A 26,255-nucleotide genomic window follows, 5' to 3' on the forward strand; every position below is an offset into this window, starting at 1 on the left:
GAGAGCGAACGATGGATACAATTAAATTTAGTGATATTTTTAAATCTAATTTTTTAGAAAAAACAACATCTTTTTCATTAATCGATTCAATTATTGGTTTGGTCGTAGCATTTTTCATTGGGCTGTTCATTTACGCAGTTTATAAGAAAACCTTTAACGGAGTGATTTACTCTCATTCATTCAATATTTCATTACTCATTATGACAATGGCGACAGCACTCGTGATTATGGGGATCAGTTCGAATGTCCTTCTATCTCTTGGTATGGTTGGTGCATTATCCATTGTGCGTTTCCGAACGCCTATTAAGGATCCTATGGATTTAGTTTACATTTTCTGGGCTATTGTTTCAGGTATTTTATGTGGGGCAGGTTTTATTCCTTTAGTTATTATTGGAGCCGTGTTAATTGGTCTTGTGCTGTTAGTATTTGTCAATAAAATCACAGTAGAAAATCCTTATTTATTAATTGTAAAGTTTGAGGAAGAATTAGCATCTCAAGAGGTGGAGCGAATTATAGCTGCACAAACAAAAAAATTCGCCCTCAAATCGAAGTCGATTATGAACAATGAGGAAATGGAAACTACGTATGAAATTCGCGTCAAACAAAACGATGCTAAACTAATGGAGCTGCTAACAAAAGTGCCCGGTGTAAAATCTGCCATTATGCTAAGCTATGATGGGAACTTTACAGCATAATGACTGCGTTCACAAAAAGGATTCTAAAGCGAGGTGTCAGTGATGATTAAGACCAGAATTGTCTACCTGTGCATGGCGATTCTTCTCCTTCTCTTTGTCGTGATATATGCTGTACTTCCGAATATAGGCATTGAAACAAAGAATACCGAGTTCTCTTATGAGAATATAGTATTTAATAAAAACAAAGTTACTACAGTCGATATCGAGATAGCCGAGGAAGATTGGGCTGACATGCTGGAAAATGCGGCAGAGGAAGAGTTAAAACAGGCGGATATTAAAGTAAACGGCCAAAAAATTGACAATGTTGCTATTCGTACGAAAGGCAATTTGTCGTTACGATCCGTTGTCAACAGCGACTCAGATCGTTATAGCTTAAAAATTGATTTTGATTATTATGATGACACTCAAAGTTTATATGGCTTGAAAAAATTAAATTTAAATAATAATTATAGTGACTCTACATTAATGCGAGAGTATGTATCCTATGAATTAATGGAGCAAATGGGCTTACCAACGCCAGCACATTCCTATATGTATGTCACAGTAAATGGTGAGGAGCGTGGTTTGTTTTTAGGCGTAGAAGCAGTGGATGAAACGTTCCTAGCTAATAACTACGGCTCCAATAATGGCTTTTTATTTAAGCCAGATGGGACAGGCAGTGATTTAAAATATATAAGTGACGAAATGACGGATTATACAGGTATTGGATTAAAAACAAATAAAGATAATATGGATCAATCCAAATTTGTGGAAATGCTGGATGCCATTAATAATGGTGGAGACATTGAGAAATATTTAGATGTCGATGAAATGCTACGATATTTCGCCGTCAATACGGCACTTGTAAATTTAGATAGTTACCAAGGGAATATGAAGCATAACTATTATTTATACGAACAGAATGGCAAGTTTTCAATTATCCCTTGGGATTACAATATGTCCTTTGGCGGCTTTGGAGCAGGTGGCGGTGGAATGGGGTTGGGTAGAGAAGATCGTCAAAAGCCAGTTGATGCTTCTAATTCAGAAAGTTCACCAATGGAGAACAATGGACAAACGGTTCCAGCGGGTGTGGATAGGCAACAACAGAATGGTCAGATCAACATGGAAATGGGCATGTCAGGAAACCTAATGGCCGAAAGTGCTATTAATTTTAGTGTGACTACTCCTGTCTCTGGTACAACTTTGGAGGAACGGCCACTACTAAATGCCTTACTTACTAATAAAAAATATCGCGCTCAATATGAAGGATATTTAGAAGAGTTAACGACGAATTATTTAACAGAGGATTATGTACAATCCATGACAAAAAAATTAGCGGTGCTTTTAACAGCCTATGTCGAAGCGGATCCTACTAAATTTTCTACGACGGAACAGTTTTTAGAGGCAGTTGAAGGTGAGAATAGTTTACCTGAGTTTGCAAAGCAGCGCTCTGAATCTATTTTAAAACAGCTCTCTGGGGAGCTTGTTGTGGAGGCATCGACAACTTCTCAAGATAATACGATGCCGGTTCCAAATGAAGATGGAGAAATGAAAGGGATGCCTGATAATAGTGATCCGAGTCAGCTACCAGAGGATTTTGATCCATCACAAGGTCCTACGTTTAACAAAGAAGGCAATGGACCAAGGGGGGGAGAAGGTCAAAATGGTGGGCCTATGCAGCGCCCGGATGAAAACGGAGCGCCAATGGGTATGCCTGGTGCTAATAATGAAATCGACGATCCAGCCGCTACAATTGATAAGACTACAGTGATTACTATCATTGCATCCTTCGTGTTATTACTTCTTTCACTTCTCTTTGTTTATAGTTTTAAGCGTAGAGGCCGATAAAAAAATGACCATATCCAAACTTTTGGGTATGGTTTTTGCTTTTTCTCGTGCTAAAATAAAGCATTCAGTTCTTAGGAGTCCTTTCATATGAATGAACAACAGTTTGATAAATATTTGCATATTAAGACCGTGGGAGAACAATATGGTTTCCCAAAGCTTGCCCACTATCACCGTTATGAACCAACCCCTTATAATGGGCTTGAACAATTATTTGCTATCTATGAGATGCCTAACGACCCTGTGTTTATTGATATGGGCTGTGGAAAGGGAAGGGTACCCATTTATGTTCATCATCAATTTCATATTCCAACGATCGGAATAGAGATGGATGCTGGATTTTATGCTGAGGCAGAAGAAAATAAACGAAGCTATCTTCAAAAAAAGCGTTCACATGCACCTATTACATTTATTCATACGATAGCAGAGGCATATGAAATAAAGCCGCGTGATAATGTGTTTTTCTTTTTTAATCCCTTTTCCATTCATATTTTCCGCACAGTTATTCAGAACATTTGGCAATCCTATGAGCAAAAAATGCGAGATATTCATATAATTTTATACTATCCTCCTTATGATTATTTACAGTTTTTACATCAGGGGACACCATTTGAATTGCTCCATGAAGTGCATTTAGAAAATGAAACTAATATGAATGAACGCCTTTGTGTGTTCGAATTAAAGAAAGCATAGAGGCAATCGTCTCCATGCTTTTTTCTCTTTTCTACACTTATTTTCAGGGAAATAATTTAATAAAAATGAAGGACAGCCAAAACCTTATCTTAAAAAAATAATTGCATATGATAGTTTTGTACTACACCATAAAAGAATTGAAAGATAATTCTTAAATAACTAATTATACTGAAAAATCACTCTAGACTAAATATAAAGAATGTTTTACAATGTAAAAGTCATAAATGAATAATATTGTTCTGTCGTTTTTAGGTAGTTATAAATAATTATTTTTGCTATTGAGGAAATGAATTTATTTGTTTATAATTATCAGAAATATCTAATATTTTAGAAATCTTCAGGGGGAATCTAATTATGAAAGAGAGTAAAAAGCTTAAGAAGTTTGGTTCACTATTAGTAGCATCTTCATTACTTGCTGGTGTACTTGCTGGTTGTGGTAACGGAGACGATTCAAGTTCAGGTGGTGGGTCATCATCAGGCGGTGGTTCATCTGATGGCGATACAATTAAAATTGGTGCAAACCTAGAGCTTTCAGGAAATGTAGCATCTTACGGTTCTTCAATCGGTCTGGGCGCGGAATTGGCTGTAAAAGAAATAAATGATGCTGGTGGTATTGATGGTAAGAAGATTGAACTGATTAAAGTAGATAATAAATCCGAAAACTCTGAGGCTACAGCTGCAGCTATTAAACTAGCAACACAAGATAAAGTAGTAGCAATGCTAGCTCCTGCAACTTCAGGAAATACAGTAGCAACGGTTCAAATTGCCAATCAAAATAAAATCCCGATTGTTACTGGTTCTGGGACTGCCCCAAATATTACGGTAAATGAGGATGGCAGTGTTAACGAGTATGCATTCCGTACATGCTTTATTGACCCATTCCAAGGGATTGTGGCAGCTAACTTCGCTTCAGGTGAGCTAAGTGCGAAAAACGTAGCTATTTTTGCTGACAACGCATCTGATTATGCAAAAGGTTTAGCAAAGTCCTTTAAAGAAACGATTACTAAAAGTGGTGGAAAAGTTGTGAAGGAAGAGGCTTATGTAGCGAAGGATACAGACTTCCGTACACAATTAACAAATATTAAAGCAGCGAATCCAGACTTTATCTTTATCCCTGGATACTATGAAGAGGTTGGTTTAATTGTTAAACAAGCCCGTGAAATGGGTATTGATGTACCTTTAATGGGGGCTGATGGTTGGGATTCACCAACTTTAGTGGATCTAGCTGGCAAGGATGCATTAAATAATACGTATATTACTAACCACTATTCTGCAGAAGATCCAGATCAAAAAATTCAAGACTTTGTAAAGGCATTTAAAGCGGCAAATGGTGATAAGGCACCTGATGCGTTCAACGCACTTGGATATGACTCTATTTACTACATTGCTGATGCCATTAAACGTGCAGGTTCTACGGATGGGGAAGCTATTAAAAATGAATTAGCTGCAACAAAAGATCTTTCTTTAGTAACAGGTACTTTCTCAGTTGACGAAAACCATAACCCAATTAAAACAGCAACAGTTCTTGAATTTAAAGACGGTAAACAAGTGTTCAACTCTAAAGTTAATCCTTAATGTTTTGTAAGCAAGGGGGAGGCGGGTAAACACGCCTTCCTTTTTTCTGTTTTAGATAACTAGAATAGCAGCATAAAACATAACTTTTTAATATTGATGCATGTACAGATTTCTCATTTTTCAGAAAATTCAAAGGAGTGAATGCGTATGGAATGGATACAGCAACTTGTGAATGGTATTTCACTAGGAAGTATCTACGCGTTAATAGCGCTAGGGTATACAATGGTATACGGTATTATCAAGCTAATTAACTTTGCCCATGGTGACGTTTTCATGATTGGTTCATTTATCGGCTTTTACGCAATTGCTAAATGGGAGCTTGGCTTTTTCCCAGCATTATTATTGGCGATGCTCATTTGCGCAATTTTTGGTGTTTTAATTGAACGGATCGCCTATAAACGATTACGGAATGCAACACGTATTGCGGCGTTAATTACAGCGATCGGCGTATCGTTATTAATTGAATATACAACGATCTTCTTCAGAGGGGCTCAACCGGCAGCGTATCCTGAAGTGTTCAAAAATAAGTCTTTTGATATTTTAGGCGTACAAATTAGTAGTACCTCTATTTTAATTTTATCAGTCGCTGTTGTACTGATGATTCTTTTACAATTCATCGTACATAAAACAAAAATCGGGAAAGCCATGCGTGCCGTTTCTCATGACGCGGATGCAGCACGTTTAATGGGGATTAACGTTGATAATACAATCTCTGCAACATTTGCAATTGGTTCGGCTTTAGCTGGTGCAGCCGGTGTTATCTTCGGTGTGTATTATACGAAAATTGACCCGTTAATGGGTGTTATACCAGGGGTTAAAGCGTTTATCGCAGCTGTTCTTGGTGGGATTGGTATTATTCCTGGCGCTATGGTCGGTGGTATGTTACTAGGCGTTGTAGAATCTTTAGTAAGTGCGCTTGGCTTCTCTTTATGGAGAGATGCAGCGGCATTCGTTATTTTAATCTTAATTTTAATATTCAGACCATCGGGTATCTTTGGTAAAAATGCCCGTGAGAAAGTGTAGGTGAGCGGTTAATGAAAAAGTCTAAAGTTTTCTGGGTCTATGCCGTATTAGCGCTAGTCATCTATGCAGTTGTGCAATTATTGATTACGACCGAAGTCATTGATATGTACTATAAAAATATGCTGATTACGATGTGTATTAACATTATGCTAGCTGTCAGCTTGCATATTGTTATTGGGGTTACAGGTCAATTCTCGATTGGGCATGCCGGGTTCCTAGCTGTTGGAGCCTATGTCTCAGCGATTATTACAACGAAGCTCATGTTACCATTCCCATTGGCGATTTTATTAGGGGCAGCGGCAGCAGCTGTCGCAGGCCTTATTGTAGGTATTCCGACACTTCGTCTAAAAGGGGACTATCTCGCAATTGCGACTTTAGGATTTGCGGAGATCATTCGTATTATTTTCTTAAATACGGATTATGTTGGCGGTGCTGCAGGGATGCAGGTTAAATATTTATCTAACTGGACGTATGCATTCTTTGGTGTCGTATTAACGATTCTTGTCATCTCAAACTTTACAAATTCACGTCATGGTCGCGCATGTATTTCTATTCGCGAAGATGAGATTGCAGCAGATGCGATGGGAATTAATACAACTTACTATAAGGTTGTCGCGTTCGCGATTGGATCTTTCTTTGCTGGGCTAGCAGGTGCAATTTTTGCCCATAACTTTTACATTATTCAGCCGACAACTTTCGGTTTCTTAAAATCATTTGATATTTTAATTTACGTTGTACTTGGTGGCTTAGGAAGTCTTTCAGGTTCCGTGATCGCTGCGGTTTTCTTAACGATCGTATCGACGTATCTAGCAAACTTCCCAGAGACTCGTATGATTATTTACAGTTTAGTACTAATTATCGTAATGCTTTATCGCCCAACAGGATTAATGGGAACAAAAGAAATTACGGATTTATTTAAGTTTGGTAAAAAAGGAGGTACAAAATAATGACTGGAAACCTTCTTATTAATGTTGAAAACATGGGGATTCAATTCGGTGGTTTAAAGGCAGTACAGGGTGTTAATATGTATCTCAATCAAGGTGAATTAGTGGGTTTAATCGGTCCCAATGGTGCTGGAAAAACGACTAGCTTTAATATGCTGACAGGGGTATATACACCAACAGAGGGAACCATCACATTTGGCGGACAGAAATTAAACGGACTTGCACCTTACCAAGTAACACAAAAGGGGATAAGCCGTACCTTCCAAAATATTCGTCTATTTAAAGAGCTATCTGTTCTAGACAATGTAAAGGTAGCCAACCATTCGCTTGCTAGGCATTCGATGTGGTCATCGATTTTTCGCTTACCCACGCATTTCAAGGGTGAGGCCGAAATGGAGCTTCAATCCATAGAGTTTTTAAAAATCTTTGGTTTAGATGTCTATATGAATGAGCTAGCTAAAAATTTACCATATGGGATGCAGAGACGATTAGAGATAGCCCGTGCATTAGCGGCAAATCCGAAGCTATTATTATTGGATGAACCGGCTGCCGGGATGAATCCGCAGGAAACGCATGATTTAATGGAATTAATTGCATTTATACGTAAGGAGTTTGGTTTAACGATCTTACTGATTGAGCATGATATGAGCTTAGTAATGGGTATTTGTGAGCGTATTTATGTACTCGATCATGGACAATTAATTGCTGACGGGACACCAGAAGAAATTCGCAACAATCCAAAGGTAATTGAAGCGTACCTTGGTGAGGAGGTTATCGGCTAATGCTAAAAGTACAAAATATAGATGTTTATTATGGTAACATTCAAGCATTGAAGGGCCTCTCTTTAGAAGTAAATGAGGGTGAAATTGTTACATTAATCGGTGCAAACGGTGCTGGGAAAAGTACATTGTTAAAAACATTGTCAGGCTTATTAAAACCAAAAGGTGGCATTATTGAATACGAAGGCTTCTCTATCGCGGGGAAAGCAGCTCAAACTATTGTGAAATCGGGAATCTCCCACGTTCCAGAAGGACGTCGTGTTTTTGCCAATATGTCCGTAGAAGAAAATTTAGAGCTTGGTGCCTATTTGCGTAATGACAAAGCTGGAATTAAAAAAGATATGGACCATGTTTTTGAGTTATTCCCTAGACTATTGGAGCGTCGTAAACAGCTATCAGGAACATTGTCTGGTGGGGAACAGCAAATGCTTGCAATGGGTCGTGCCTTAATGGCAAAGCCCAAATTGCTATTAATGGATGAGCCTTCAATGGGGCTCGCACCACTAATGGTTAAAAATATTTTCAATATTATTGAACAGGTAAATAAAGAGGGGACAACAGTATTGCTTGTTGAGCAAAATGCAAATATGGCACTGTCTGTCGCTAACCGTGCATACGTGCTCGAAACAGGGCGCATTGTTTTATCTGGTTCAGCTAAAGAGCTTCAAGAAAGTGAAGAAGTAAAAGCAGCTTATTTGGGTGGTTTATAATGGAAAGGGGCGTCTCAACAAGGAGAGGCCCTTTTTCGTTGTGCTTGCTACTGAATAATTGAAGGTAGCATTTTACTATTCATTTTTGGTAAGGTGGAAAAAAGGAGTGATGTTTTTTGAACTATTCAGCACAATATTTTATTCAACAACTAAATTTAGCCGAACATCCTGAAGGAGGCTATTATATTTCTTCATTTCGGGCTACAGAAGATATTGCAGTAAGAGATGTTCAGAGACCTATTTATACGAGTATTTATTTCTTACTTCGCTCACAGGACATTTCACATCTACATCGTTTGCAGTCAGATGAGCTATGGTATTACCATGCTGGTAGTCCGCTTACAGTCCATATGATTTTTCCAGATGGGACATATGAAGCGAAGAAGCTTGGCTTGAACGTAGAAGCGGGAGAGATACCACAAATTGCGGTGCCTAAAAATACGATATTTGGATCATCAGTGGAGGAAGCAGATACGTTTAGTTTAGTGGGATGTATGGTTGCCCCAGGCTTTGACTTTGCGGATTTCGAATTGTTTACACAGGACGAGCTTTTAGCAGATTACCCTCAGCATGAGGCCGTCATTCGTAAAATGGCCTACCAAACGATTAAATAAAAAATAAGCCGTCTCATGCATTGTGAGACGGCGTTGTTTGTTTACCATAAAATTTCTTCCGGATAGCTAAGCTGTATTTGTATGGCGTGTAAAGGTTGTTTCGTGGCAATCGCGGCTGCCATTAGGTGTGATTTAAGTGCTACATATTCATGATCCTCTACAAGTAAGCGTAATGCAAATGCAGCTAGCTGAGCTTTACGTTCTTCTTTCTTTAATTGGATATATTCCAAATTCAGAACATCCACATACTGTGTAGCGAAAAGGAAGGTTAAAGGGTTTTTTGCCTGTAGCATTGTTAAAAAGACTCCATAATCCTCTTCTTTCACTTCCTGTTCTAAACAATCTGCAATAGCAGCTTGAAATTTACGAATCGTCGCTATCTCATGATTCCAAATAGATGCATTGTTTAATGTCAGGTGCAGATTGATGAAATCGTTTAAAGCGATAGCGCTAAAGATAATTTCAGGCCAAAGAATATCTGTAGCGAAATAGATGTTTTTATTGGGGAAAATCACTTCATGTTGTGTAAGGGTGTTCTTGTTAACACCGTTACTCACAAACTCTAGCTGGTGTTCGCCAAGCATAGCATGTCTCAGTTTATAGCAAACGCTTAAAATACGGAGTCGAGGACCTTGATAATCATAGTATTTATTGGCATCACCAGTTACTTTGTAAATAGCGTTGATCAGCTCATCTAAATCCCAAAAATCTCCGCAAATTTGTACACCTGTTAACTGCTCTGTGCTTTGAATGGAAATCATCGTCCTCGCCCTCCTCTAATACTTATTTTGGTGTGTATTTCAGTAGTTTAAATAGCTCTGCCTGCTCTTTATCAGTTAGGTCTCGCCATTGGCCTACTTTTAAATTTCCAAGCTTAATATTCATAATACGAATACGCTGTAGCCGCTTTACCGAGTAGCCAAGAGCTGAACACATCCGGCGTATTTGACGATTTAAGCCTTGCTCCAAAATGATTTTAAAAACTTTGTCTGAGATCTTTTCAACATAACAAGGTAAGGTCGTTGTATCTAGAATATCTACACCTGCGCCCATCTTGTTAATAAATTGCTCTGTTATAGGTTTATCTACTTGAACAATATATTCTTTTTCATGATGATTTTCAGCGCGAAGAATTTTATTGACGATATCGCCATCATTAGTTAATAACAATAGCCCCTCTGATTCCTTATCGAGACGCCCAATATGAAAAATTCGTAAAGGATGATTTACAAAATCAACGACATTGCCTTTTATATGGCGTTCTGTTGTGCTTGTTATGCCGACTGGCTTGTTTAAAGCTATATAGACAAGCTTTTGTTCTTTCTTTACCTCTTTTCCATCAACGCAAACAATGTCGCCATTCTCAACCTGACTTCCAACGGTCGCAGGTTCTCCGTTAATTGTAACTTTTCCTTCGGCTATCCACTTATCAGCGCCACGACGCGATATAATGCCTGTTTCACTTAAATATTTATTAATACGCATATTGTTCTCCTAAATCTAATATTATTTTTAAGTATACCTTAACGTTATACAAACCGTGAATTCTATATACTTTTCTAGTAAAAATAAATTGCTTGAAAATTTTTTAAAAAGTTGAAATTATTATTTGTTTCTGACAATATATTAGATGAGAGGATTTCTATGAAAATATTGTTATTTCGCTATAAAATAATGTTTTTTGTAGATAGTCTCATTAAATTGTGTAAAGGGGAGAAGTAAAATGGTTTATGCATTTCCAAACACTGAAGGATCGGTCGTTCAATTCAAACAGAAATATGATAATTATATTGGTGGCGAATGGACACCTCCAGTGAAGGGTCAATACTTTGATAATGTCACTCCTGTTACTGGACAAGTTTTTACACAAGTAGCACGTTCCACAGCTGAGGATATTGAACTGGCACTTGATGCAGCACATGCTGCTAAAGATGCGTGGGGAAAAACATCACCGACAGAACGCGCAAACATTTTACTTAAAATTGCGGACCGTATCGAGCAAAATTTAGAAAAGCTAGCCGTTGCCGAAACATGGGATAACGGTAAGGCGGTACGTGAAACTTTAAATGCAGATATCCCTCTTGCCATTGATCATTTCCGTTACTTTGCTGGAGCTTTACGTGCTCAAGAAGGCTCTGTAAGCCAAATCGATAACGATACAGTTGCTTATCATTTTCATGAGCCAATAGGGGTAGTGGGCCAAATTATACCTTGGAACTTCCCGTTATTAATGGCTGTATGGAAGCTTGCGCCAGCACTAGCTGCTGGAAACTGTGTCGTATTAAAACCTGCAGAACAAACACCAGCATCCATTATGGTGCTTGTGGAACTAATAGAAGATTTATTACCATCAGGTGTCATTAATATTGTGAATGGTTTTGGCTTAGAGGCTGGGAAACCGCTTGCATCTAATCCACGTATTGGCAAGATTGCTTTCACTGGTGAGACAACAACTGGTCGTTTAATTATGCAATACGCGTCTCAAAACCTAATCCCAGTTACATTGGAGCTCGGTGGTAAATCACCTAATATCTTCTTTGAGGATATTATGGATAAGGACGACGAATTTTTAGATAAAGCAGTCGAAGGCTTCGTATTATTTGCTCTGAACCAAGGGGAAGTATGTACATGCCCTTCTCGTGCAATTATTCAAGAATCTATTTACGATAAATTTATGGAACGTGTACTACAACGAGTAGAAGCTATTAAAGTTGGTAATCCGCTTGATCCAAACACAATGATGGGAGCACAGGCTTCAAGCGAGCAACTGGAAAAAATCCTCTCATATTTAGATATCGGTAAGCAAGAAGGTGCAGAATGTCTAATCGGTGGGGAGAAAAATAATGTAGGGGAAGGCTTTGAAAATGGCTACTACGTTAAACCAACTGTCTTTAAAGGCCATAATAAAATGCGTATTTTCCAGGAGGAAATTTTTGGTCCTGTTGTAGCTGTTACTACGTTTAAAACGAAAGAAGAGGCATTAGAAATTGCGAATGATACACTGTATGGCTTAGGTTCAGGTGTTTGGACAAGAGATATTAATACAGCATATCGCTTCGGTCGTGAAATAGAGGCAGGTCGTGTTTGGACAAACTGCTACCATGCTTATCCTGCACATGCTGCATTCGGTGGCTACAAAATGTCAGGTGTTGGTCGTGAAAATCATAAAATGATGCTATCTCATTACCAACAAACGAAAAATTTATTAGTTAGCTATAGCGAAAATAAACTTGGTTTCTTCTAATCCATAGGGAGGTGCATGAGCGTGATTGAACGTGTATTAGCCACGGCAGAAGCGCTGGCACTCATCGAGCTATTAAAAGAGAAACATGGGCCTGTTATGTTTCATCAATCAGGCGGATGCTGTGATGGTTCTTCCCCTATGTGTTATCCAGACGGAGACTTGCTATTAGGTGATCAGGATATATGTTTGGGCGAAATAGGTGGAGCTCCATTTTATATGCATAAAAATCAATATGATTATTGGAAACATACTCAAATCATACTGGATGTAGTGGAAGGTAGAGGTGGGATGTTTTCATTAGAGGGTGTTGAAGGAAAACGTTTTTTAACAAGATCGAGAGCCTTCACATCAGAGGAGTTACAGGAGCTAGGGTTAATTTAATGAGTCATTTGTACAGCGGCAAAAAACTTTGCCGCTGTCTTTTTGCATTAATTTTTAGAAAAAAGGGTATGTAAAGCTATATTGTTAGACGAATTTCGTAAAAATAAAAATAGCTGTAAACGTTCTTTTAAGGTCACGGTAAATATTATTTTCCGAGTGGTTTTTGCAATCAACAGTAGTTCCTCCTTTCGTATTTGTTTAATATTTCCTATTAAATCAAAAAAATGGGGTAACATATATTAAATTAAGTTTACTTTTTATGTTAATTGTTACAAATGGGATGAATCTTTCTCACATTATGTAACGTAAAATGGGTAAAGGAGCGTGCTAAATATGGATTACGTGATGATAGAAAATCAATTTACAAATACAGTAGAAGATGTTTCGAAGGCTGCGGGATGGACAGTGGATCGTAAAATTGTTTTAGCTATAGCTAGTACGTTTGTTGCGTCAGGGAAAACATTTGATGCGGTCCAATACAAACATATTTTACAGGAAATGAAGAAGCAATCCTCGTGGATGTCGCCCTTAAGAACTACGGTAGGCTATAGTATAGCTGCTAATTTAATGGAGCACGCGGATGCTGAAAAAGCTGTAATGAATTTATTAACGAATGTGAATGCTTTAAAGGAAGCTAAATTTAGAAGCGGTAACTTTAGTTATATTGCTGCTCAGTTTTTGACAGAGGACGAAAAGGATAAAAACGCGCATGCGTATGCAGCTAGAGCTTTATTTGATGCCATTCGTAAACATCACCCATTTTTAACATCCTATGAAGACATTCCATACGCTGTGTTACTAAGTAGTCCCTCTGATGATGTGGAAATACGTGCGGAAACGATGAATCGCTATTATAAAGAATTACGAACATATAATTTTAATGCAGGAAATGAGTTGCAATGGTTGTCACAAGTATTAACCTTCCTATCTCCACAATTTGATCGTCAACTTGTGCCCAATGTTGTGACCATTCGAGATGCGCTAAAAAACCAAGATGTCAAAGTAAAGGCCATGCATTATCCCTTACTTGGATTTTTAGCCTTACTAGATCTTACTCATCACCAATTGCAAGAAGTTATACATTTATATCATGAATTAAAGGATTTAAAATTATTAAAATGGCATCGTGAATTTGTTCTCTTTATGGCTGTACAAATCGCCATTTATGATATGGCGAAAGTACAAAAATCACTGTCTATGACGATTATGTCATCTATTGAATTATTAATTCAAGCTCAGCATGCTGCAATGATAGCGGCAGTTAGTGCAGCCGCCATAGCATCGAGTTCCAGCTCTTCGTGATAGAATAGGGGAGAACAATTATTGGAGGTGCATTTGAAGGATGAAGGAAACAAAACTGTGGATTAACGGTCAATGGCAAGATGCAAAGGAAAGCTATGAGCTAAAATCACCATATAATGGTGAGGTAATTGCTCAAGTGGCAAAGGCATCTATACAAGATGTGGAGCGAGCAATCGATGGTGCACAGCAAGCATTCCTTTCGTTTAAAAAGACGACAGCCTACGAGCGTGCCGAAATTTTATATAAGGTTGTCGATTTAATGCGACAACGAAAAGAAGAATTTGCAGAGATTTTAGCATTAGAGGCAGGAAAGCCTTTGACAGCAGGGTTAGCGGAAATTGATCGTACCATTGCCACCTATCAATTTGCAGCAGAGGGTGCCAAACAGCCAAAAGGCGAAACTGTACCGATGGATGCGGCACCTGGAGCAGGAGATCGTATAGGCTGGACAAAGAGAGAGCCATTGGGGGTAATTTCTGCTATTACACCGTTTAATTTTCCGTTTAATTTAGTGGCACATAAATTAGGACCGGCGTTTGCAGTAGGTAATACAGTTGTTTTAAAGCCAGCAACTCAAACACCATTAAGTTCTCTCGTTATGGCAGAGATTTTCCGTGAAGCAGGTTTGCCAGATGGAGCGTTGCAAATTGTGACTGGAAGTGGTGGTGAGCTTAGCGATACTTTGGTTACACATCCTTACGTCAAAAAGGTGACGTTTACGGGCAGTGGTAAAGTTGGATTAGGCATTAAAGAAAAAGTTGGCTTACGTAAAGTAACTTTAGAGCTTGGTTCTAATGCAGCTGTTATTGTCGAACCATCGACGCCTTTTACTAAAATTATAAGTCGTTGTGTGAGCGGTGCCTTTAACTTTGCTGGACAAGTATGTATTTCGTTACAACGCATTTATGTACATTCTTCTATTATGGATGAATTTACAGAGGCATTTGTTGCGGAAACTAAAAAGCTTGTAGTAGGAGATCCTTTAGATAAAAACACAGATGTAAGTGCTATGATCAACCCGAATGAGGTTGGACGAATTAAAGAGTGGATTGAAGAAGCACAGGCACAAGGAGCAGTTATTGCAACTGGAGGAGTATTTACGGAACGGACGTTAACGCCGACTGTTATGACGAATGTGACGGCTGATATGAAAATTGTTTGTCAGGAAACATTCGCGCCAATCGTCTCAATTGTTTCATATGAAACATTAGATGACGCAATTCGACTTGTCAATGAGTCGGACCTTGGCTTAAATGCAGGTATTTACACGAATGTATTACCAGATGCCTTATATGCAGCCGATGAATTACAGGCGGGTGCTGTCATTATAAATGATGTTCCGACATTCCGTGTAGATAATATGCCATATGGTGGTGTGAAGATGAGTGGCTATGGACGAGAGGGAATTAAATGGGCCATTGAGGAAATGACAGACATGAAATTTATTACGATGAAAAAATCGTTCTAAATTTGCATATGCTCTTTTTCTACGATACGATGACGAAAGAACATACATGAAGGGAAGTTACAAGGAATATGACAAACAATGCTGTACCCATGAGCCAATCACGTACGGTTCAATCACGTCTCGTATTACCTCCAGACACAAACAATCACAATTCCATTTTCGGTGGAAGAGTGTTAGCTTATATTGATGAAATTGCTGCTATTACAGCGATGAAACATGCGAAGGGACTTGTAGTCACAGCTTCAATAGACTCAGTTGATTTTTTATCGGCTGCCCATGTAGGAGATATTCTTGAAATTGAAAGTATAGTTTCCTCTACAGGACGTTCTTCAATGGAGGTTTATGTTCGCGTTGTTTCCCGCAATATAGAGACTGGTGAGGAAAAATTAACGACAGAATCATTTGTAACAATGGTTGCAGTAAATGAAGAAGGAAAACCGGTACCAGTACCTGCCATTTATCCTGAAACAGATGAGGAAAAACGTTTATTTGAAACAGGGCCTGCAAGACGAGAGCATCGTAAACAAAAGCGTGCATTGCCACATTAAGGTTAAAGGGAGCTTCACCTAAAGCGGTGGGGCTCCCTTTGTTATATTACATATTCAATTCATTAACTACATTAATAAGTGAATCAGAAGAAGAGGAAACAAGTGTAGCTCCTTGTGATAACTCGGTAATTAAATTAGAAATGGCTGAAATGTCTCTAGATGTATGAACATACTGTTGTTGAATGCCAGATACGGCATCAGCTATATCATTAAATGATTTAGATAAGTTTTCTTGCGTATTGACGCTATGTTGAATTTTTTGATCAACATTAATAACTGAATTTGCCATTGTTGTAATATTACTTTCCGTTTCTTTAATGAGATGTGACACATTTTGCACGGCATTTTTCGTTTCTTCAGCAAGCTTTCGTACTTCCTCCGCTACTACCGCGAAGCCTTTGCCATGTTCCCCTGCTCGAGCTGCTTCAATAGACGCATTTAAAGCTAATAAATTTGTTTGATCAGCAATGCCCGTGACAAGTCCTACTATCTCAGAAATTTTTTGAGAGGACGTACGTAACTGATTCATAGTTACCTCAAGGCTGTTGACACTTTGTAAAATAACTTGGATTAAATCATTTTGCTCTTTCAGCTGATGTTGCCCACGTCTTGATTTCTCCTGTGTATCTGCAACGAAGCTCAATCCCTGCTTGGTTGCCTCTGCAATATCATCCGTTTGCGAGGAAATGACTAATAAAGATGCAGCTGTCTCTTCACTAATGGCATTAAGCTCCTCAGCTGTACTTTGAATTGTCGTAACAAGGGCGTTTTTCGTTTGGTCAGCGGCTGTTCGAATACGGTCTTCCTCTTTTTCGTATGCCTCGATCACAAGCTGTTGCTCAAAATTAATGATTTTGCAAAATGCGTTAATTGCACGAATGGCATCATGCTTTGAAATATCCACTTCATTCACAAAATTTGTGAACGTAGAAGTAAGAGATTGGAAGGATGCTATATACCATTTTGATTGTAAGCCAATTCGAACATGGGTTTCAGCAATGGCTTTTCTTTCAGCGATATAGGCGTCATTAATATGACTTTCAAAAATATCGCTTAAATGCTTATGTAACGTAACTTTTAAACGATCTATATGCGAGGTTCTATTAATAATGTCTACTAAATCTTGGCTCAAGCTAATGGCTGCATAAAATTGCTCCACCATTGCAGGAATTAAATCCTTAGCTAACGGTTGTAGTTGCTTAATAATGGCTAAATCCTCAATGGTTAAATTTAAAAGCTGTAATTGCTTTTGAAGGTTTGGATGACTTAAAACATCTAATTGTACATGGCCCTTAAAATTTTCAGGTGTTAATGTAATTGAGTAGCTGGAACTGCTGTTTTTTGAAAACCAACTCATTATTGTTTGCTCCATTCTTAATATCCATAATAATTGTGAGTAAAATGCACTTCTGAATTTGTTAGGTCTGTAAATTTGATAAATAATTGGTATTAAATCTATTTTACTATTATTTGCTGAATATTTGGTTAAAAATTTGGTTATTTCTTTATTTTTTTACTTTATTGGCAGTCCGATTAGTGAGGCGAAGTAAATTTGAATTTAATTTGGGAAACCTGTAAAATACGAACTGTTTAAGGAGAGAAAAATTGAACGTGAAAGATTATAGGAGGAGGTACTATATGGAGAAAAAACGCTTTAAATTCGTTATTCCAGTCATGGTCATTGTTGCAATAGGTTCCGTTTATATGCTACGAAACTACTATGCGGAAGTTCCAGATATTGAACAGCTATTAATTACTATTTGCGCCGCTCTAGGGTCAGGGGTTTTAGCATACTTTTTATTCCCACAGCAGGGTGACAATAAAATTGACGATCGAGGTCCTTACTAAAAGTGAAAAATGAAGCTGCTCGTTTGATTGTTAAACGAGCAGCTTTTTGTGGGAATTAAGGCTTAAATAATTTAAACCAGCCTTTATGTTTAAAAATAGTAAGCATAGCGATTACAACAATAATCATAATGCCGAGAACAATAAAATAGCTGTATCGTCCATGTAGCTCAGGCATATTATCAAAGTTCATCCCATATACACCTGCAATAAAGGTTAGTGGAATGAAGATCGTTGAGACGATTGTTAGAGTCATCATTATGCCGTTCATGCGGCTTGAGCTCATAGCCATATAGCTATCTCGCATATCTGCTGTCAACTCTCGATTTGATTCAACCATTTCTGTCAGTTTTAGAAGATGGTCGTATATATCTCCAAAATAAGCTCTTTCAGATTTGTTTAATGAAAAGCGGTAAGAATTAAGTACTCGATATAAAAGGTCTCGCATCGGTAAAATGGCACGCCGCAAATCGAGCAAATCACTACGAAATTCGAAGACAATCTTCATGGCATTTACATTGCTTTGGTATGTAAGCTCGCCTTCAAGTGCATTTAAATGATCTTCAATTTTATAAACAAGCGGAAAATAACTATCAACGATTTTATCAATGGTTTGATACGTTAAGTAGACGGTGCCACGTTCCCAGTTTTTTGGCTGGCTTTCTAACATCTTTTGTACCTTTTCAATTTCGGGTACTGGGTTCTTATGGAATGTCACAATATACTTATTTGAGGCAAAAATATTAACCTCTTCTGCAGCTAAGGTCAGCTCGTTTAATCGATGGATGACGAAAAAATGGAAATCGTCATAAAAATCGAGTTTAGGTCGTTGTAATCGCATTAAGCAATCTTCAATAGCTAGTGGGTGAAAATGAAAAAATGAATCTAGCAAAGATTCTTCCTCTGCAGTTGGGCAATTAAAATCGACCCAGTACCATTCGAATTCTTGTTGATGTATGGATTCCAAAGGGAAATCTTTTAGTAATTGTTGTTTTTTTGTAATGCCAATGGTGCTTATCACAGCTTTCACCTCAAAGTATTTACTACAAAATATATTTACTGTTCTTCTTTAAAGCATACCCATCCACCAAACAAAGTAGTGGCAAAAAATCGAGAAGGCTTTATAAAACCTGCTTCTTGTAATAATGTTAAAATCGCTTCCTCGGGCATAAAGGACAGGGCCCGGATGGATTTTTCCATTTCTGCAACATCAGCTACGGAAAGCTTGGTATGTTGAAGCCAATAGGAACGCCATAAATCGAATTGCAGTTCCGTTTCAATAGTACCAGGTTGACCGTATTTCGAAACTAGGACAAACGGTGCGCCAGGTTGTAAATGGTTCCAAATTTCTTTTAAGGTCGATAGCTTATCCTCATAGCTTTGAATAAAATGAAGGACGAGTACACAACTAGCTGCATCAAATTTTATAGCAGGTAGATGGGTATCCAGCAATGTTCCTTGATAGAAGGACAGATCATTCGGTAAAGATTGGAGACGCTCCTTTGCTATATTAAGCATGGATTCTGACGGATCAATACCTGTAAATGACCAATTTGGTCTTCCATCTGCTAGCTGTAATATTTCATTGCCACTGCCTGCACCAATAACCAATATATCCGCATGCTCATGTAATGTGGAACGATAAAAAGTTTGTATTAAACGAAGCATTGCATCATAGCTTGGTAGAGTACGGCGAATCCCCTTTTCATATTCATTTGCTAATGTGTGGTTGAATTCCATTTCTCATCACGACCTCTCAAAAATTTTTTAAAAAACTCACTTTAAATTGAAACTATTACGGGTATAGTTCCGTAAATAGTAGTACATAAAACGATAGATAACGTATAAAGAAAGGGTTGATATATATGGAGAGTAAATGGTCTAAAGTAATCATACACGCAAGTTCGTTTTTTGCGCCATGGTTAGTTCCCATTATCTTCTTTTTAGTTAGTTCGGATGAGGAAGTGAAGGCAATTTCTATTCAAGCCATTCTTTTCCAACTTGTCATGGCAATTTTACTTGCTGTTTCTGGATTCTTAAGCATTTTCATTATTGGCATTCCATTTTTAATTGTTTTCGGTATTATGCTATTTGTAGTACCAATTATCGGTATCGTCAAAGCATTAACTGACGAGCCTTGGCGTTATCCAATTGTAGGTCGTTGGGTATAATTTTTATAGACGCAAGTATATGCTAGTTGCATATGCTTGCGTTTTTTCTATGGATAAAAAGGGTACATTAGGTGTAGGAAGAAAAAAGATATGCTCGTTAACGACTAATTAGTGCTATTTTCTACGCTTGAATATAGTTTTTTAGCCTTTTCATTTTTCTCTAGGCGAAATCATTGCAATTATTTTCAAGCGTTTTGTATAATATACTCAAAGAAAGTCAAAGATAGTCAAAGTCAGTGAAGCAAGCGAGGTGTATTCCTAAAATGCGTAATATATCAGACATCATAGAAGGTTACTTAAAGCAAGTACTTGAATTAGGTGGAGAAGGGCATATTGAAATAAAACGTAGTGAAATTGCAGACAAATTTCAATGTGTACCATCACAAATAAATTATGTCATTAATACAAGATTTACCGCCGAGCGAGGTTACCTTGTGGAGAGCAAGCGAGGTGGTGGTGGATACATTCGAATTTTACGTGTCCGCGCGAATTCACAGATTGATCTAATCGACGATGTTCTCCGGCATATTGAAGGTGGCGCATCGCAAACAATGGCAGAAGATTTAGTATATCGACTTATCGATGAGCAGGTAATTTCAAAGCGAGAAGCGAAATTAATGTTAGCAGCAATTGATCGCTCAACAATCGATTTACATCTCCCTCTAAGAGATATAATTCGAGCAAGAATATTGCGGGCGATGCTGACAACTATAAAATATGAGCAACAGAAATAGTGAGGTGATGGAAATGATATGTGAACATTGTAAACAACGTAATGCGACAGTTACTGTAACACAAGTTCAAAATGGGCAAAAGGTGGAGCACCATTATTGTGACGTCTGCGCCTCACAATTCCATCCATTTCATGCAGAGTTTAAACAGGAGCCAGTTTCCATACAACAGTTATTATCAAACTGGTTTGGCTCACCTACATGGCAAAAGGTAGGAGAAAAACAACAAACACAGCCACAACAGCAAACATGCCCACAATGTGAATTTACGTATAAGCAATTTTTAAAAGAAGGTAAATTTGGTTGCCCAAGCTGTTATGACACTTTTAGTGAGCATTTGCCTAAGCTCTTTAACCGCATACAGGCAGGGCCCCAACATATTGGGAAAATGCCAGGTGCCCATAGCAATGTGTATGTCATTAAAAAGCAAATAGAGGATATCCGTAAACGCATGAAGTTTGCTGTAGATGAAGAGCAATTCGAAGAGGCAGCAAGGCTTCGAGATGAAGTCAAAGAGCTTGAGAAGCAGCTACAATTTGAAGGTGGTGATGTGTCTTGATGATTGAATCATTTTTAGAGCGTGCGACACCTACTTGGATGGGTATCGAAGACGATTATTCTGATATTGTCATTAGTACACGAATTCGCCTTGCTCGAAATTTAGATGGCTATCGTTTTCCACTATCGTTTTCAGAGAACGAGGCTTTACAGGTGGAGCAGGCAGTTACACATGCAATAAGTGATAGTCCAACCCTTCAAAATGATTATGCATATTTTGCTATCAATGATCTAACACCTTTACAACGTCAAATTCTTGTAGAAAAGCATTTGATTAGTCCGCAGCTTGCCAAAAAAGAGCAGGTGGGCTCCGTGCTTCTGTCACAAGATGAATCCGTGAGTATTATGGTGAATGAAGAAGATCATTTACGCATTCAATGTATGACAGCGAGTTTCCAGCTTCAAAATGCCTATGAACAAGCGAATAAGATTGACCGTATTCTAGAGAAGGTCTTACCTTATGCTTTTCGAGATACGTTTGGCTATTTAACAAGCTGTCCTACGAATATTGGTACTGGGCTACGAGCATCTGTGATGATGCATTTACCTGCTCTTACGTTAACCGGACAGATGAATCAAATTATAAATGCGATGACACGTCTAGGTATGACCGTAAGAGGTATATATGGTGAAGGAAGCGAAAATTTAGGAAATGTTTATCAAGTGTCCAACCAAATTACACTTGGAAAGACAGAAGAAGATATTTTAGCAGATATACAAAGTGTTGCTGAAAAAATTATACAAAAAGAACGGCATGCGAGAGGTAGATTGATGGAAAAGGCCGAGCTGGCTTTAGAAGATCGAGTTTACCGAGCTTTAGGTACCCTTACGTATGCAAGAATTTTAACGAGTGAGGAAGCGGCTACCTGTCTTTCGAATGTTCGTTTAGGAGTCGACCTACAGTTGATTGACGGTATACTCGCAACAACTTTAAATGAGTGTGTCGTCAGTATGCAACCAGGTTTTTTACAGCATTATGCAGGTGAGGCATTACCGCCTGCTGTACGTGATCGTGTACGAGCTGAAATGCTTCGTGAGGCATTATTTCAAACACACACGAATAAGCCTAATAATGGGGAAAAAGGAGAGGATTTATATGATGTTTAATCGTTTTACACAACGCGCGCAAAAAGTATTACAGCTTGCTCAGGAAGAGGCTATTCGTTGGAAGCACGAATCCATTGGTACAGAGCACATTTTATTAGGGCTTATACGTGAAGGCGGCGGTATTGCTGCAAAAGCGTTAGAAGCTATTGATATTAGTCCTCAAATGATTGAAGCTGGTATTGAAGAATTAGTCGGCAAAGGGAAAGAAGATGTTGGTCCAATAGTTCACTATACGCCACGAGCGAAAAAAGTAATTGAACTATCGGTTGACGAATCACGTAAATTAGGTCATTCGTATATCGGTACAGAGCATTTACTATTAGCACTTATACGTGAAGGTGAAGGTGTAGCAGCTCGCGTCTTAAATAATGCAGGTGTAGGCTTAAATAAAGCACGTCAGCAAGTTTTATTATTATTAGGAAATAATGATAACGCGCAGTCTGGTCAACAAGCTGCACAAGCGGCGAATACCCCAACATTAGATAGTTTAGCCCGTGATTTAACGCAAATTGCCCGTGAAGGTACGTTAGATCCTGTTATTGGTCGAAGCAAGGAAATTACACGTGTTATCGAAGTATTATCGCGTCGTACAAAAAATAACCCTGTCCTAATTGGTGAGCCAGGTGTTGGTAAAACAGCAATTGCTGAAGGGTTAGCACAGCAAATTATTCATAATGAAGTACCAGAAATTCTTCGAGACAAACGAGTGATGACGCTTGATATGGGAACTGTCGTTGCAGGTACAAAATATCGTGGTGAATTTGAGGACCGTTTGAAAAAGGTCATGGATGAAATTCGCCAAGCCGGCAATATCATTTTATTTATTGATGAATTGCATACTTTAATCGGTGCAGGTGGTGCAGAAGGTGCAATTGACGCATCAAATATTTTAAAACCGTCCTTAGCACGTGGGGAGCTTCAATGTATAGGTGCGACAACGCTTGATGAATATCGTAAATATATTGAAAAAGATGCAGCATTAGAGCGTCGTTTCCAACCGATCCAAGTGGATGAACCAACGGTGGAAGAAGCTATTCTCATTATTCAAGGTTTACGTGACCGCTATGAAGCACATCACCGAGTGAAAATTACAGATGAAGCAATTGAAGCAGCGGCAAAAATGGGTGATCGATATATTTCAGACCGCTTCTTACCAGATAAAGCAATCGACCTTATCGATGAAGCAGGTTCAAAGGTTCGCTTACGTTCATTCGCGGTGCCACCAAACTTAAAGGCACTTGAAGATAAGCTTGAAAATGTTCGCTCTGAAAAGAATGCTGCTGTATCAGGTCAAGAATTTGAAAAGGCTGCAGCACTTAGAGATACTGAGCAAAAGCTTAAAGATGAGATTGAAGCTACACGTAAGAATTGGAAAGAAGAGCAAGGCAAGGCCGAGTCCAAAGTGACCGTAGATGATGTTGCAGCAGTTGTATCCATGTGGACAGGAATTCCTGTAGCTAAAATTGCTTCTGAAGAATCTTCGAAATTATTACAACTTGAAGAAGAGCTACACAAACGCGTTGTAGGGCAAGGCGAAGCGGTAGAAGCTATTTCACGTGCGATCCGTCGTGCGAGAGCAGGCCTTAAAGATCCAAAACGACCAATCGGTTCATTTATTTTCTTAGGTCCTACAGGTGTTGGTAAAACAGAGCTTGCAAGAGCACTTGCTGAAGTGATGTTTGGTGACGAAGATGCTATGATTCGTGTCGATATGTCTGAGTATATGGAGAAACACTCGACTTCTCGTTTAGTAGGTTCGCCTCCAGGCTATGTAGGCTTTGACGATGGTGGTCAATTGACTGAAAAAGTCCGTCGTAAACCATATTCTGTCGTATTACTAGATGAAATTGAAAAAGCACACCCTGATGTTTTCAATATTCTACTGCAAGTTCTTGAAGATGGACGCTTAACGGACTCTAAAGGTCGTGTAGTAGACTTCCGCAATACAGTAGTCATTATGACTTCAAATGTTGGTGCGGATGCACTTAAATATCAAAAAAGTCTTGGTTTTAATGTTGGTGGCGCAGATTCTAAGCATAAAGATATGAAGAGTACGATGCTAGAAGAATTGAAAAAAGCATTCCGCCCAGAATTCTTAAACCGTATCGATGAAATGATTGTCTTCCATGCATTAGAAAAAGAGCATTTGAAAGAAATCATTGCGATGATGGGGAATGCTCTAACAAAACGTTTGAAAGAGCAAGATATTTCACTAGAATTAACCGATGCAGCGCTTGAAAAAATTGCACAGGAGGGCTATGACCCTCAATACGGTGCACGTCCACTACGTCGAGCATTACAAAAACAAGTGGAAGACCGATTATCAGAAGAATTACTAAAAGGTAATGTGGAGAAGGGTAATCATGTTGTCATCGATTATGTAAACGATGAATTTATTGTGAAGAAAAAAGAGGGCGTTTCTATCTCTAAATAATTTCGAACGAAAGACAGTGAGGCATTAAGTGCCAAGCTGTCTTTTTTTTTGTACAATTAATATAAGAACAAATATTCGAGGTGAAAGAAAGTTGGCAAAGAAAAAAACGAAATTTGTATGTTCAGGCTGTGGCTATGAATCAGCAAAATGGATGGGAAGATGTCCAGGGTGTGGGGAATGGAATAAGATGGTGGAGGAAGTAGAAGTGATTGCGAAAGGACCGCGTGGGGCTTTCCAGCATTCTGCTACTGTTACTCAAAAGGCAATCCCTATCATTCAGGTGGAAGCTAGTGAAGAGTCTCGTGTAGCGACAGAAATGGGCGAGCTGAACCGTGTATTAGGCGGTGGTATCGTGCCTGGCTCTCTAGTATTAATAGGCGGTGATCCAGGGATTGGGAAATCCACTTTATTACTACAAGTTTCAGCCTTGCTCTCTAATAAAGGCCATCGTGTGCTGTATATTTCTGGTGAGGAATCTATCCGTCAAACGAAGCTACGTGCGGAGCGTTTGGGGGTAATTTCACAAGAGCTGTATATTTATTCTGAAACAAATCTTGAGTTTTTGAATCAAACGATTGAGGAAGTACAGCCGAAATTTGTCATTGTCGATTCCATACAGACGGTCTTTCATCCAGAGGTAACAAGTGCACCAGGTAGTGTCTCACAGGTCCGTGAGTGTACAGCGGAGCTTATGCGGATCGCTAAGACAAAAGGAATTGCGATCTTCTTAGTTGGGCATGTTACGAAAGAGGGGCAAATAGCAGGGCCACGTATTTTAGAGCATATGGTGGATACAGTCCTGTATTTTGAAGGGGAAAGACATCATAATCATCGTATTTTACGAAGTCAAAAGAACCGCTTCGGCTCTACAAATGAAATTGCTATATTCGAAATGCTACAGGGTGGGCTAAAAGAGGTTTTGAACCCATCTGAGCTGTTTTTACAGGAGCGTTCACAAGGAGCTGCGGGCTCCACGATTGTTGCCTCAATGGAGGGAACAAGGCCAATTCTCGTTGAAATTCAGTCGCTCGTAACGCCTACCAGCTTTAATTACCCTAAGCGGATGGCAACAGGGGTAGATCAAAATAGAGTGCAATTACTGATGGCCGTACTTGAAAAGCGTATGGGTCTCATGCTACAAGCACAGGATGCATATATTAAAGTTGCTGGTGGTGTAAAACTGGACGAACCCGCCATCGATTTAGCTGTTCTGACAAGCATCGTTTCTAGCTTTAAGGATCAGGCTGTGCGAGCAACGGATTGCTTTGTTGGTGAGGTAGGTCTGACAGGAGAGGTGCGTCGAGTATCCCGTATTGAGCAACGTGTCATTGAAGCAGCGAAGCTTGGTTTTAAAAGAGTATTTATTCCTACATCCAATATAGGTGGATGGGATTTTCCGCAAGGGATTGAAATTATCGGGGTAGAAACGATCAAGGATGCATTAAATGCCTGCTTTAGAGAGTTATAGAAAAAAACATGCATGTTGGATATTATTCTGACATGCATTTCCTTCATTTTTAACGGAAAAAGAGGAAACTCAAGTAAAGGGATAGGCGTCCTAGTTAATGCATGGTGAAGGTGTGATGGAAATTAGAGATTAAATAATGAT

The 26,255-nt window shown here is 38.7% G+C and carries 26 protein-coding genes and 1 pseudogene; 21 read left to right on the plus strand and 6 right to left on the minus strand.

Going from position 1 to position 26,255, the window contains the following annotated elements:
* Nucleotides 1-11: 11 nt before the first annotated feature.
* From AC07YC_RS16005 to AC07YC_RS16045, 9 genes are all read left to right on the plus strand, one after another.
* Nucleotides 12-695 (plus strand): DUF4956 domain-containing protein, encoded by a 684-nt coding sequence (locus AC07YC_RS16005; RefSeq protein ID WP_494919873.1) that lies wholly within the window; start codon nt 12-14, stop codon nt 693-695.
* Between the two features lie 42 nt (nt 696-737).
* Nucleotides 738-2,522 carry a CotH kinase family protein gene (locus AC07YC_RS16010; RefSeq protein WP_494919874.1) on the plus strand — a complete coding sequence of 595 codons (1,785 nt, stop codon included), beginning with the start codon at nt 738-740 and terminating at the stop codon, nt 2,520-2,522.
* A gap of 87 nt (nt 2,523-2,609) precedes the next feature.
* Entirely contained in the window at nt 2,610-3,212 is a 603-nt protein-coding gene (locus tag AC07YC_RS16015) for a class I SAM-dependent methyltransferase (RefSeq protein WP_089986411.1), read from the plus strand.
* 354 nt (nt 3,213-3,566) lie between these two features.
* Nucleotides 3,567-4,787: an ABC transporter substrate-binding protein gene (locus tag AC07YC_RS16020; RefSeq protein WP_036223283.1), complete on the plus strand. Its 1,221-nt coding sequence runs from the start codon at nt 3,567-3,569 to the stop codon at nt 4,785-4,787.
* 147 nt (nt 4,788-4,934) lie between these two features.
* Entirely contained in the window at nt 4,935-5,810 is an 876-nt protein-coding gene (locus tag AC07YC_RS16025) for a branched-chain amino acid ABC transporter permease (RefSeq protein WP_012296114.1), read from the plus strand.
* An 11-nt stretch (nt 5,811-5,821) separates the two neighbouring features.
* Nucleotides 5,822-6,757: a branched-chain amino acid ABC transporter permease gene (locus tag AC07YC_RS16030; RefSeq protein ID WP_036147894.1), complete on the plus strand. Its 936-nt coding sequence runs from the start codon at nt 5,822-5,824 to the stop codon at nt 6,755-6,757.
* Nucleotides 6,757-7,536, plus strand: coding sequence for an ABC transporter ATP-binding protein (locus tag AC07YC_RS16035; protein ID WP_036223289.1), 780 nt, complete (start codon nt 6,757-6,759; stop codon nt 7,534-7,536). The genes AC07YC_RS16030 and AC07YC_RS16035 overlap by 1 nt, the downstream gene beginning before the upstream one ends.
* Nucleotides 7,536-8,243: an ABC transporter ATP-binding protein gene (locus tag AC07YC_RS16040; protein ID WP_025116481.1), complete on the plus strand. Its 708-nt coding sequence runs from the start codon at nt 7,536-7,538 to the stop codon at nt 8,241-8,243. The genes AC07YC_RS16035 and AC07YC_RS16040 overlap by 1 nt, the downstream gene beginning before the upstream one ends.
* Nucleotides 8,244-8,359: 116 nt before the next feature.
* Nucleotides 8,360-8,857: a cupin domain-containing protein gene (locus AC07YC_RS16045; RefSeq protein ID WP_336636329.1), complete on the plus strand. Its 498-nt coding sequence runs from the start codon at nt 8,360-8,362 to the stop codon at nt 8,855-8,857.
* 41 nt (nt 8,858-8,898) lie between these two features.
* On the opposite strand, the gene AC07YC_RS16050 is transcribed toward AC07YC_RS16045, so the two are convergent.
* Together AC07YC_RS16050 and rluF are read right to left on the minus strand one after the other, a co-directional pair.
* The gene (locus tag AC07YC_RS16050; RefSeq protein WP_494919875.1) at nt 8,899-9,618 is read right to left on the minus strand and encodes a DUF6904 family protein; all 720 of its coding nucleotides are present in this window, start codon (nt 9,616-9,618) and stop codon (nt 8,899-8,901) included.
* A gap of 22 nt (nt 9,619-9,640) precedes the next feature.
* Nucleotides 9,641-10,342, minus strand: coding sequence for a 23S rRNA pseudouridine(2604) synthase RluF (gene rluF / locus AC07YC_RS16055; protein ID WP_336636331.1), 702 nt, complete (start codon nt 10,340-10,342; stop codon nt 9,641-9,643).
* A gap of 238 nt (nt 10,343-10,580) precedes the next feature.
* Between rluF and adh the strand changes: the two genes are divergently transcribed.
* The 5 genes from adh to AC07YC_RS16080 all read left to right on the plus strand — a co-directional run bounded on the left by adh (nt 10,581) and on the right by AC07YC_RS16080 (nt 15,800).
* A complete protein-coding gene (adh, locus tag AC07YC_RS16060) occupies nt 10,581-12,101 on the plus strand; it encodes an aldehyde dehydrogenase (protein WP_069483192.1) in 1,521 nt (506 codons plus the stop codon).
* Between the two features lie 21 nt (nt 12,102-12,122).
* On the plus strand, nt 12,123-12,482 hold the full coding sequence (locus tag AC07YC_RS16065) for a DUF779 domain-containing protein (RefSeq protein ID WP_036121675.1): 360 nt from the start codon (nt 12,123-12,125) through the stop codon (nt 12,480-12,482).
* Nucleotides 12,483-12,815: 333 nt separating this feature from the next.
* Nucleotides 12,816-13,784 carry a DUF4003 family protein gene (locus tag AC07YC_RS16070; protein ID WP_336636332.1) on the plus strand — a complete coding sequence of 323 codons (969 nt, stop codon included), beginning with the start codon at nt 12,816-12,818 and terminating at the stop codon, nt 13,782-13,784.
* Between the two features lie 40 nt (nt 13,785-13,824).
* On the plus strand, nt 13,825-15,252 hold the full coding sequence (locus AC07YC_RS16075) for an aldehyde dehydrogenase family protein (protein WP_494919876.1): 1,428 nt from the start codon (nt 13,825-13,827) through the stop codon (nt 15,250-15,252).
* A 68-nt stretch (nt 15,253-15,320) separates the two neighbouring features.
* Nucleotides 15,321-15,800 (plus strand): acyl-CoA thioesterase, encoded by a 480-nt coding sequence (locus tag AC07YC_RS16080; protein ID WP_025116473.1) that lies wholly within the window; start codon nt 15,321-15,323, stop codon nt 15,798-15,800.
* Nucleotides 15,801-15,846: 46 nt separating this feature from the next.
* On the opposite strand, the gene AC07YC_RS16085 is transcribed toward AC07YC_RS16080, so the two are convergent.
* Together AC07YC_RS16085 and AC07YC_RS16090 are read right to left on the minus strand one after the other, a co-directional pair.
* Complete coding sequence (locus AC07YC_RS16085; RefSeq protein ID WP_369794269.1) at nt 15,847-16,629, minus strand: methyl-accepting chemotaxis protein; 783 nt, start codon at nt 16,627-16,629, stop codon at nt 15,847-15,849.
* Nucleotides 16,612-17,172 (minus strand): annotated as a pseudogene (locus AC07YC_RS16090) (protoglobin family protein); the annotation flags it as partial. The gene AC07YC_RS16085 and the pseudogene AC07YC_RS16090, both read right to left, overlap by 18 nt.
* Before the next feature lie 266 nt (nt 17,173-17,438).
* Between AC07YC_RS16090 and AC07YC_RS16095 the strand changes: the two are divergent.
* The gene (locus tag AC07YC_RS16095) at nt 17,439-17,648 is read left to right on the plus strand and encodes a hypothetical protein (RefSeq protein WP_336636334.1); all 210 of its coding nucleotides are present in this window, start codon (nt 17,439-17,441) and stop codon (nt 17,646-17,648) included.
* Nucleotides 17,649-17,703: 55 nt separating this feature from the next.
* Here the strand turns inward: AC07YC_RS16095 and corA are convergent, their stop codons facing one another.
* The gene (gene corA / locus AC07YC_RS16100) at nt 17,704-18,666 is read right to left on the minus strand and encodes a magnesium/cobalt transporter CorA (RefSeq protein WP_025116470.1); all 963 of its coding nucleotides are present in this window, start codon (nt 18,664-18,666) and stop codon (nt 17,704-17,706) included.
* 35 nt (nt 18,667-18,701) lie between these two features.
* Nucleotides 18,702-19,385, minus strand: a complete 684-nt coding sequence (locus AC07YC_RS16105) for a class I SAM-dependent methyltransferase (RefSeq protein WP_494919877.1) — start codon at nt 19,383-19,385, stop codon at nt 18,702-18,704.
* A gap of 125 nt (nt 19,386-19,510) precedes the next feature.
* Between AC07YC_RS16105 and AC07YC_RS16110 the strand changes: the two genes are divergently transcribed.
* The 6 genes from AC07YC_RS16110 to radA all read left to right on the plus strand — a co-directional run bounded on the left by AC07YC_RS16110 (nt 19,511) and on the right by radA (nt 26,114).
* The gene (locus AC07YC_RS16110; RefSeq protein WP_008180618.1) at nt 19,511-19,816 is read left to right on the plus strand and encodes a DUF4870 domain-containing protein; all 306 of its coding nucleotides are present in this window, start codon (nt 19,511-19,513) and stop codon (nt 19,814-19,816) included.
* Nucleotides 19,817-20,079: 263 nt separating this feature from the next.
* Nucleotides 20,080-20,550 carry a CtsR family transcriptional regulator gene (locus AC07YC_RS16115; protein ID WP_336636336.1) on the plus strand — a complete coding sequence of 157 codons (471 nt, stop codon included), beginning with the start codon at nt 20,080-20,082 and terminating at the stop codon, nt 20,548-20,550.
* A gap of 13 nt (nt 20,551-20,563) precedes the next feature.
* Nucleotides 20,564-21,106 carry a UvrB/UvrC motif-containing protein gene (locus tag AC07YC_RS16120; protein ID WP_336636337.1) on the plus strand — a complete coding sequence of 181 codons (543 nt, stop codon included), beginning with the start codon at nt 20,564-20,566 and terminating at the stop codon, nt 21,104-21,106.
* A complete protein-coding gene (gene mcsB / locus AC07YC_RS16125; protein WP_336636338.1) occupies nt 21,103-22,212 on the plus strand; it encodes a protein-arginine kinase McsB in 1,110 nt (369 codons plus the stop codon). Before AC07YC_RS16120 ends, mcsB begins: the two co-directional genes overlap by 4 nt.
* Nucleotides 22,202-24,646: an ATP-dependent Clp protease ATP-binding subunit gene (locus tag AC07YC_RS16130; RefSeq protein WP_336636339.1), complete on the plus strand. Its 2,445-nt coding sequence runs from the start codon at nt 22,202-22,204 to the stop codon at nt 24,644-24,646. The genes mcsB and AC07YC_RS16130 overlap by 11 nt, the downstream gene beginning before the upstream one ends.
* A gap of 91 nt (nt 24,647-24,737) precedes the next feature.
* Nucleotides 24,738-26,114, plus strand: coding sequence for a DNA repair protein RadA (gene radA, locus AC07YC_RS16135; protein ID WP_008180607.1), 1,377 nt, complete (start codon nt 24,738-24,740; stop codon nt 26,112-26,114).
* Nucleotides 26,115-26,255 lie beyond the last annotated feature (141 nt).

The sequence above is a fragment of the Lysinibacillus sp. GW247-5R2A genome, assembly GCF_059424475.1.

What these genes read in the sequence shown, in the direction of transcription:
- AC07YC_RS16115 (WP_336636336.1), top strand. Translation starts at nt 20,080, where the DNA reads ATGCGTAATATATCAGACATCATAGAAGGTTACTTAAAGCAAGTACTT.
- AC07YC_RS16075 (WP_494919876.1), top strand. Translation starts at nt 13,825, where the DNA reads ATGAAGGAAACAAAACTGTGGATTAACGGTCAATGGCAAGATGCAAAG.
- AC07YC_RS16105 (WP_494919877.1), bottom strand. Translation starts at nt 19,385, where the DNA reads ATGGAATTCAACCACACATTAGCAAATGAATATGAAAAGGGGATTCGC.
- AC07YC_RS16130 (WP_336636339.1), top strand. Translation starts at nt 22,202, where the DNA reads ATGATGTTTAATCGTTTTACACAACGCGCGCAAAAAGTATTACAGCTT.
- rluF (WP_336636331.1), bottom strand. Translation starts at nt 10,342, where the DNA reads ATGCGTATTAATAAATATTTAAGTGAAACAGGCATTATATCGCGTCGT.
- AC07YC_RS16050 (WP_494919875.1), bottom strand. Translation starts at nt 9,618, where the DNA reads ATGATTTCCATTCAAAGCACAGAGCAGTTAACAGGTGTACAAATTTGC.
- adh (WP_069483192.1), top strand. Translation starts at nt 10,581, where the DNA reads ATGGTTTATGCATTTCCAAACACTGAAGGATCGGTCGTTCAATTCAAA.
- AC07YC_RS16030 (WP_036147894.1), top strand. Translation starts at nt 5,822, where the DNA reads ATGAAAAAGTCTAAAGTTTTCTGGGTCTATGCCGTATTAGCGCTAGTC.
- AC07YC_RS16020 (WP_036223283.1), top strand. Translation starts at nt 3,567, where the DNA reads ATGAAAGAGAGTAAAAAGCTTAAGAAGTTTGGTTCACTATTAGTAGCA.
- AC07YC_RS16070 (WP_336636332.1), top strand. Translation starts at nt 12,816, where the DNA reads ATGGATTACGTGATGATAGAAAATCAATTTACAAATACAGTAGAAGAT.
- AC07YC_RS16010 (WP_494919874.1), top strand. Translation starts at nt 738, where the DNA reads ATGATTAAGACCAGAATTGTCTACCTGTGCATGGCGATTCTTCTCCTT.
- AC07YC_RS16035 (WP_036223289.1), top strand. Translation starts at nt 6,757, where the DNA reads ATGACTGGAAACCTTCTTATTAATGTTGAAAACATGGGGATTCAATTC.
- AC07YC_RS16005 (WP_494919873.1), top strand. Translation starts at nt 12, where the DNA reads ATGGATACAATTAAATTTAGTGATATTTTTAAATCTAATTTTTTAGAA.
- AC07YC_RS16040 (WP_025116481.1), top strand. Translation starts at nt 7,536, where the DNA reads ATGCTAAAAGTACAAAATATAGATGTTTATTATGGTAACATTCAAGCA.
- AC07YC_RS16025 (WP_012296114.1), top strand. Translation starts at nt 4,935, where the DNA reads ATGGAATGGATACAGCAACTTGTGAATGGTATTTCACTAGGAAGTATC.
- AC07YC_RS16015 (WP_089986411.1), top strand. Translation starts at nt 2,610, where the DNA reads ATGAATGAACAACAGTTTGATAAATATTTGCATATTAAGACCGTGGGA.
- AC07YC_RS16110 (WP_008180618.1), top strand. Translation starts at nt 19,511, where the DNA reads ATGGAGAGTAAATGGTCTAAAGTAATCATACACGCAAGTTCGTTTTTT.
- AC07YC_RS16080 (WP_025116473.1), top strand. Translation starts at nt 15,321, where the DNA reads ATGACAAACAATGCTGTACCCATGAGCCAATCACGTACGGTTCAATCA.
- AC07YC_RS16120 (WP_336636337.1), top strand. Translation starts at nt 20,564, where the DNA reads ATGATATGTGAACATTGTAAACAACGTAATGCGACAGTTACTGTAACA.
- AC07YC_RS16095 (WP_336636334.1), top strand. Translation starts at nt 17,439, where the DNA reads ATGGAGAAAAAACGCTTTAAATTCGTTATTCCAGTCATGGTCATTGTT.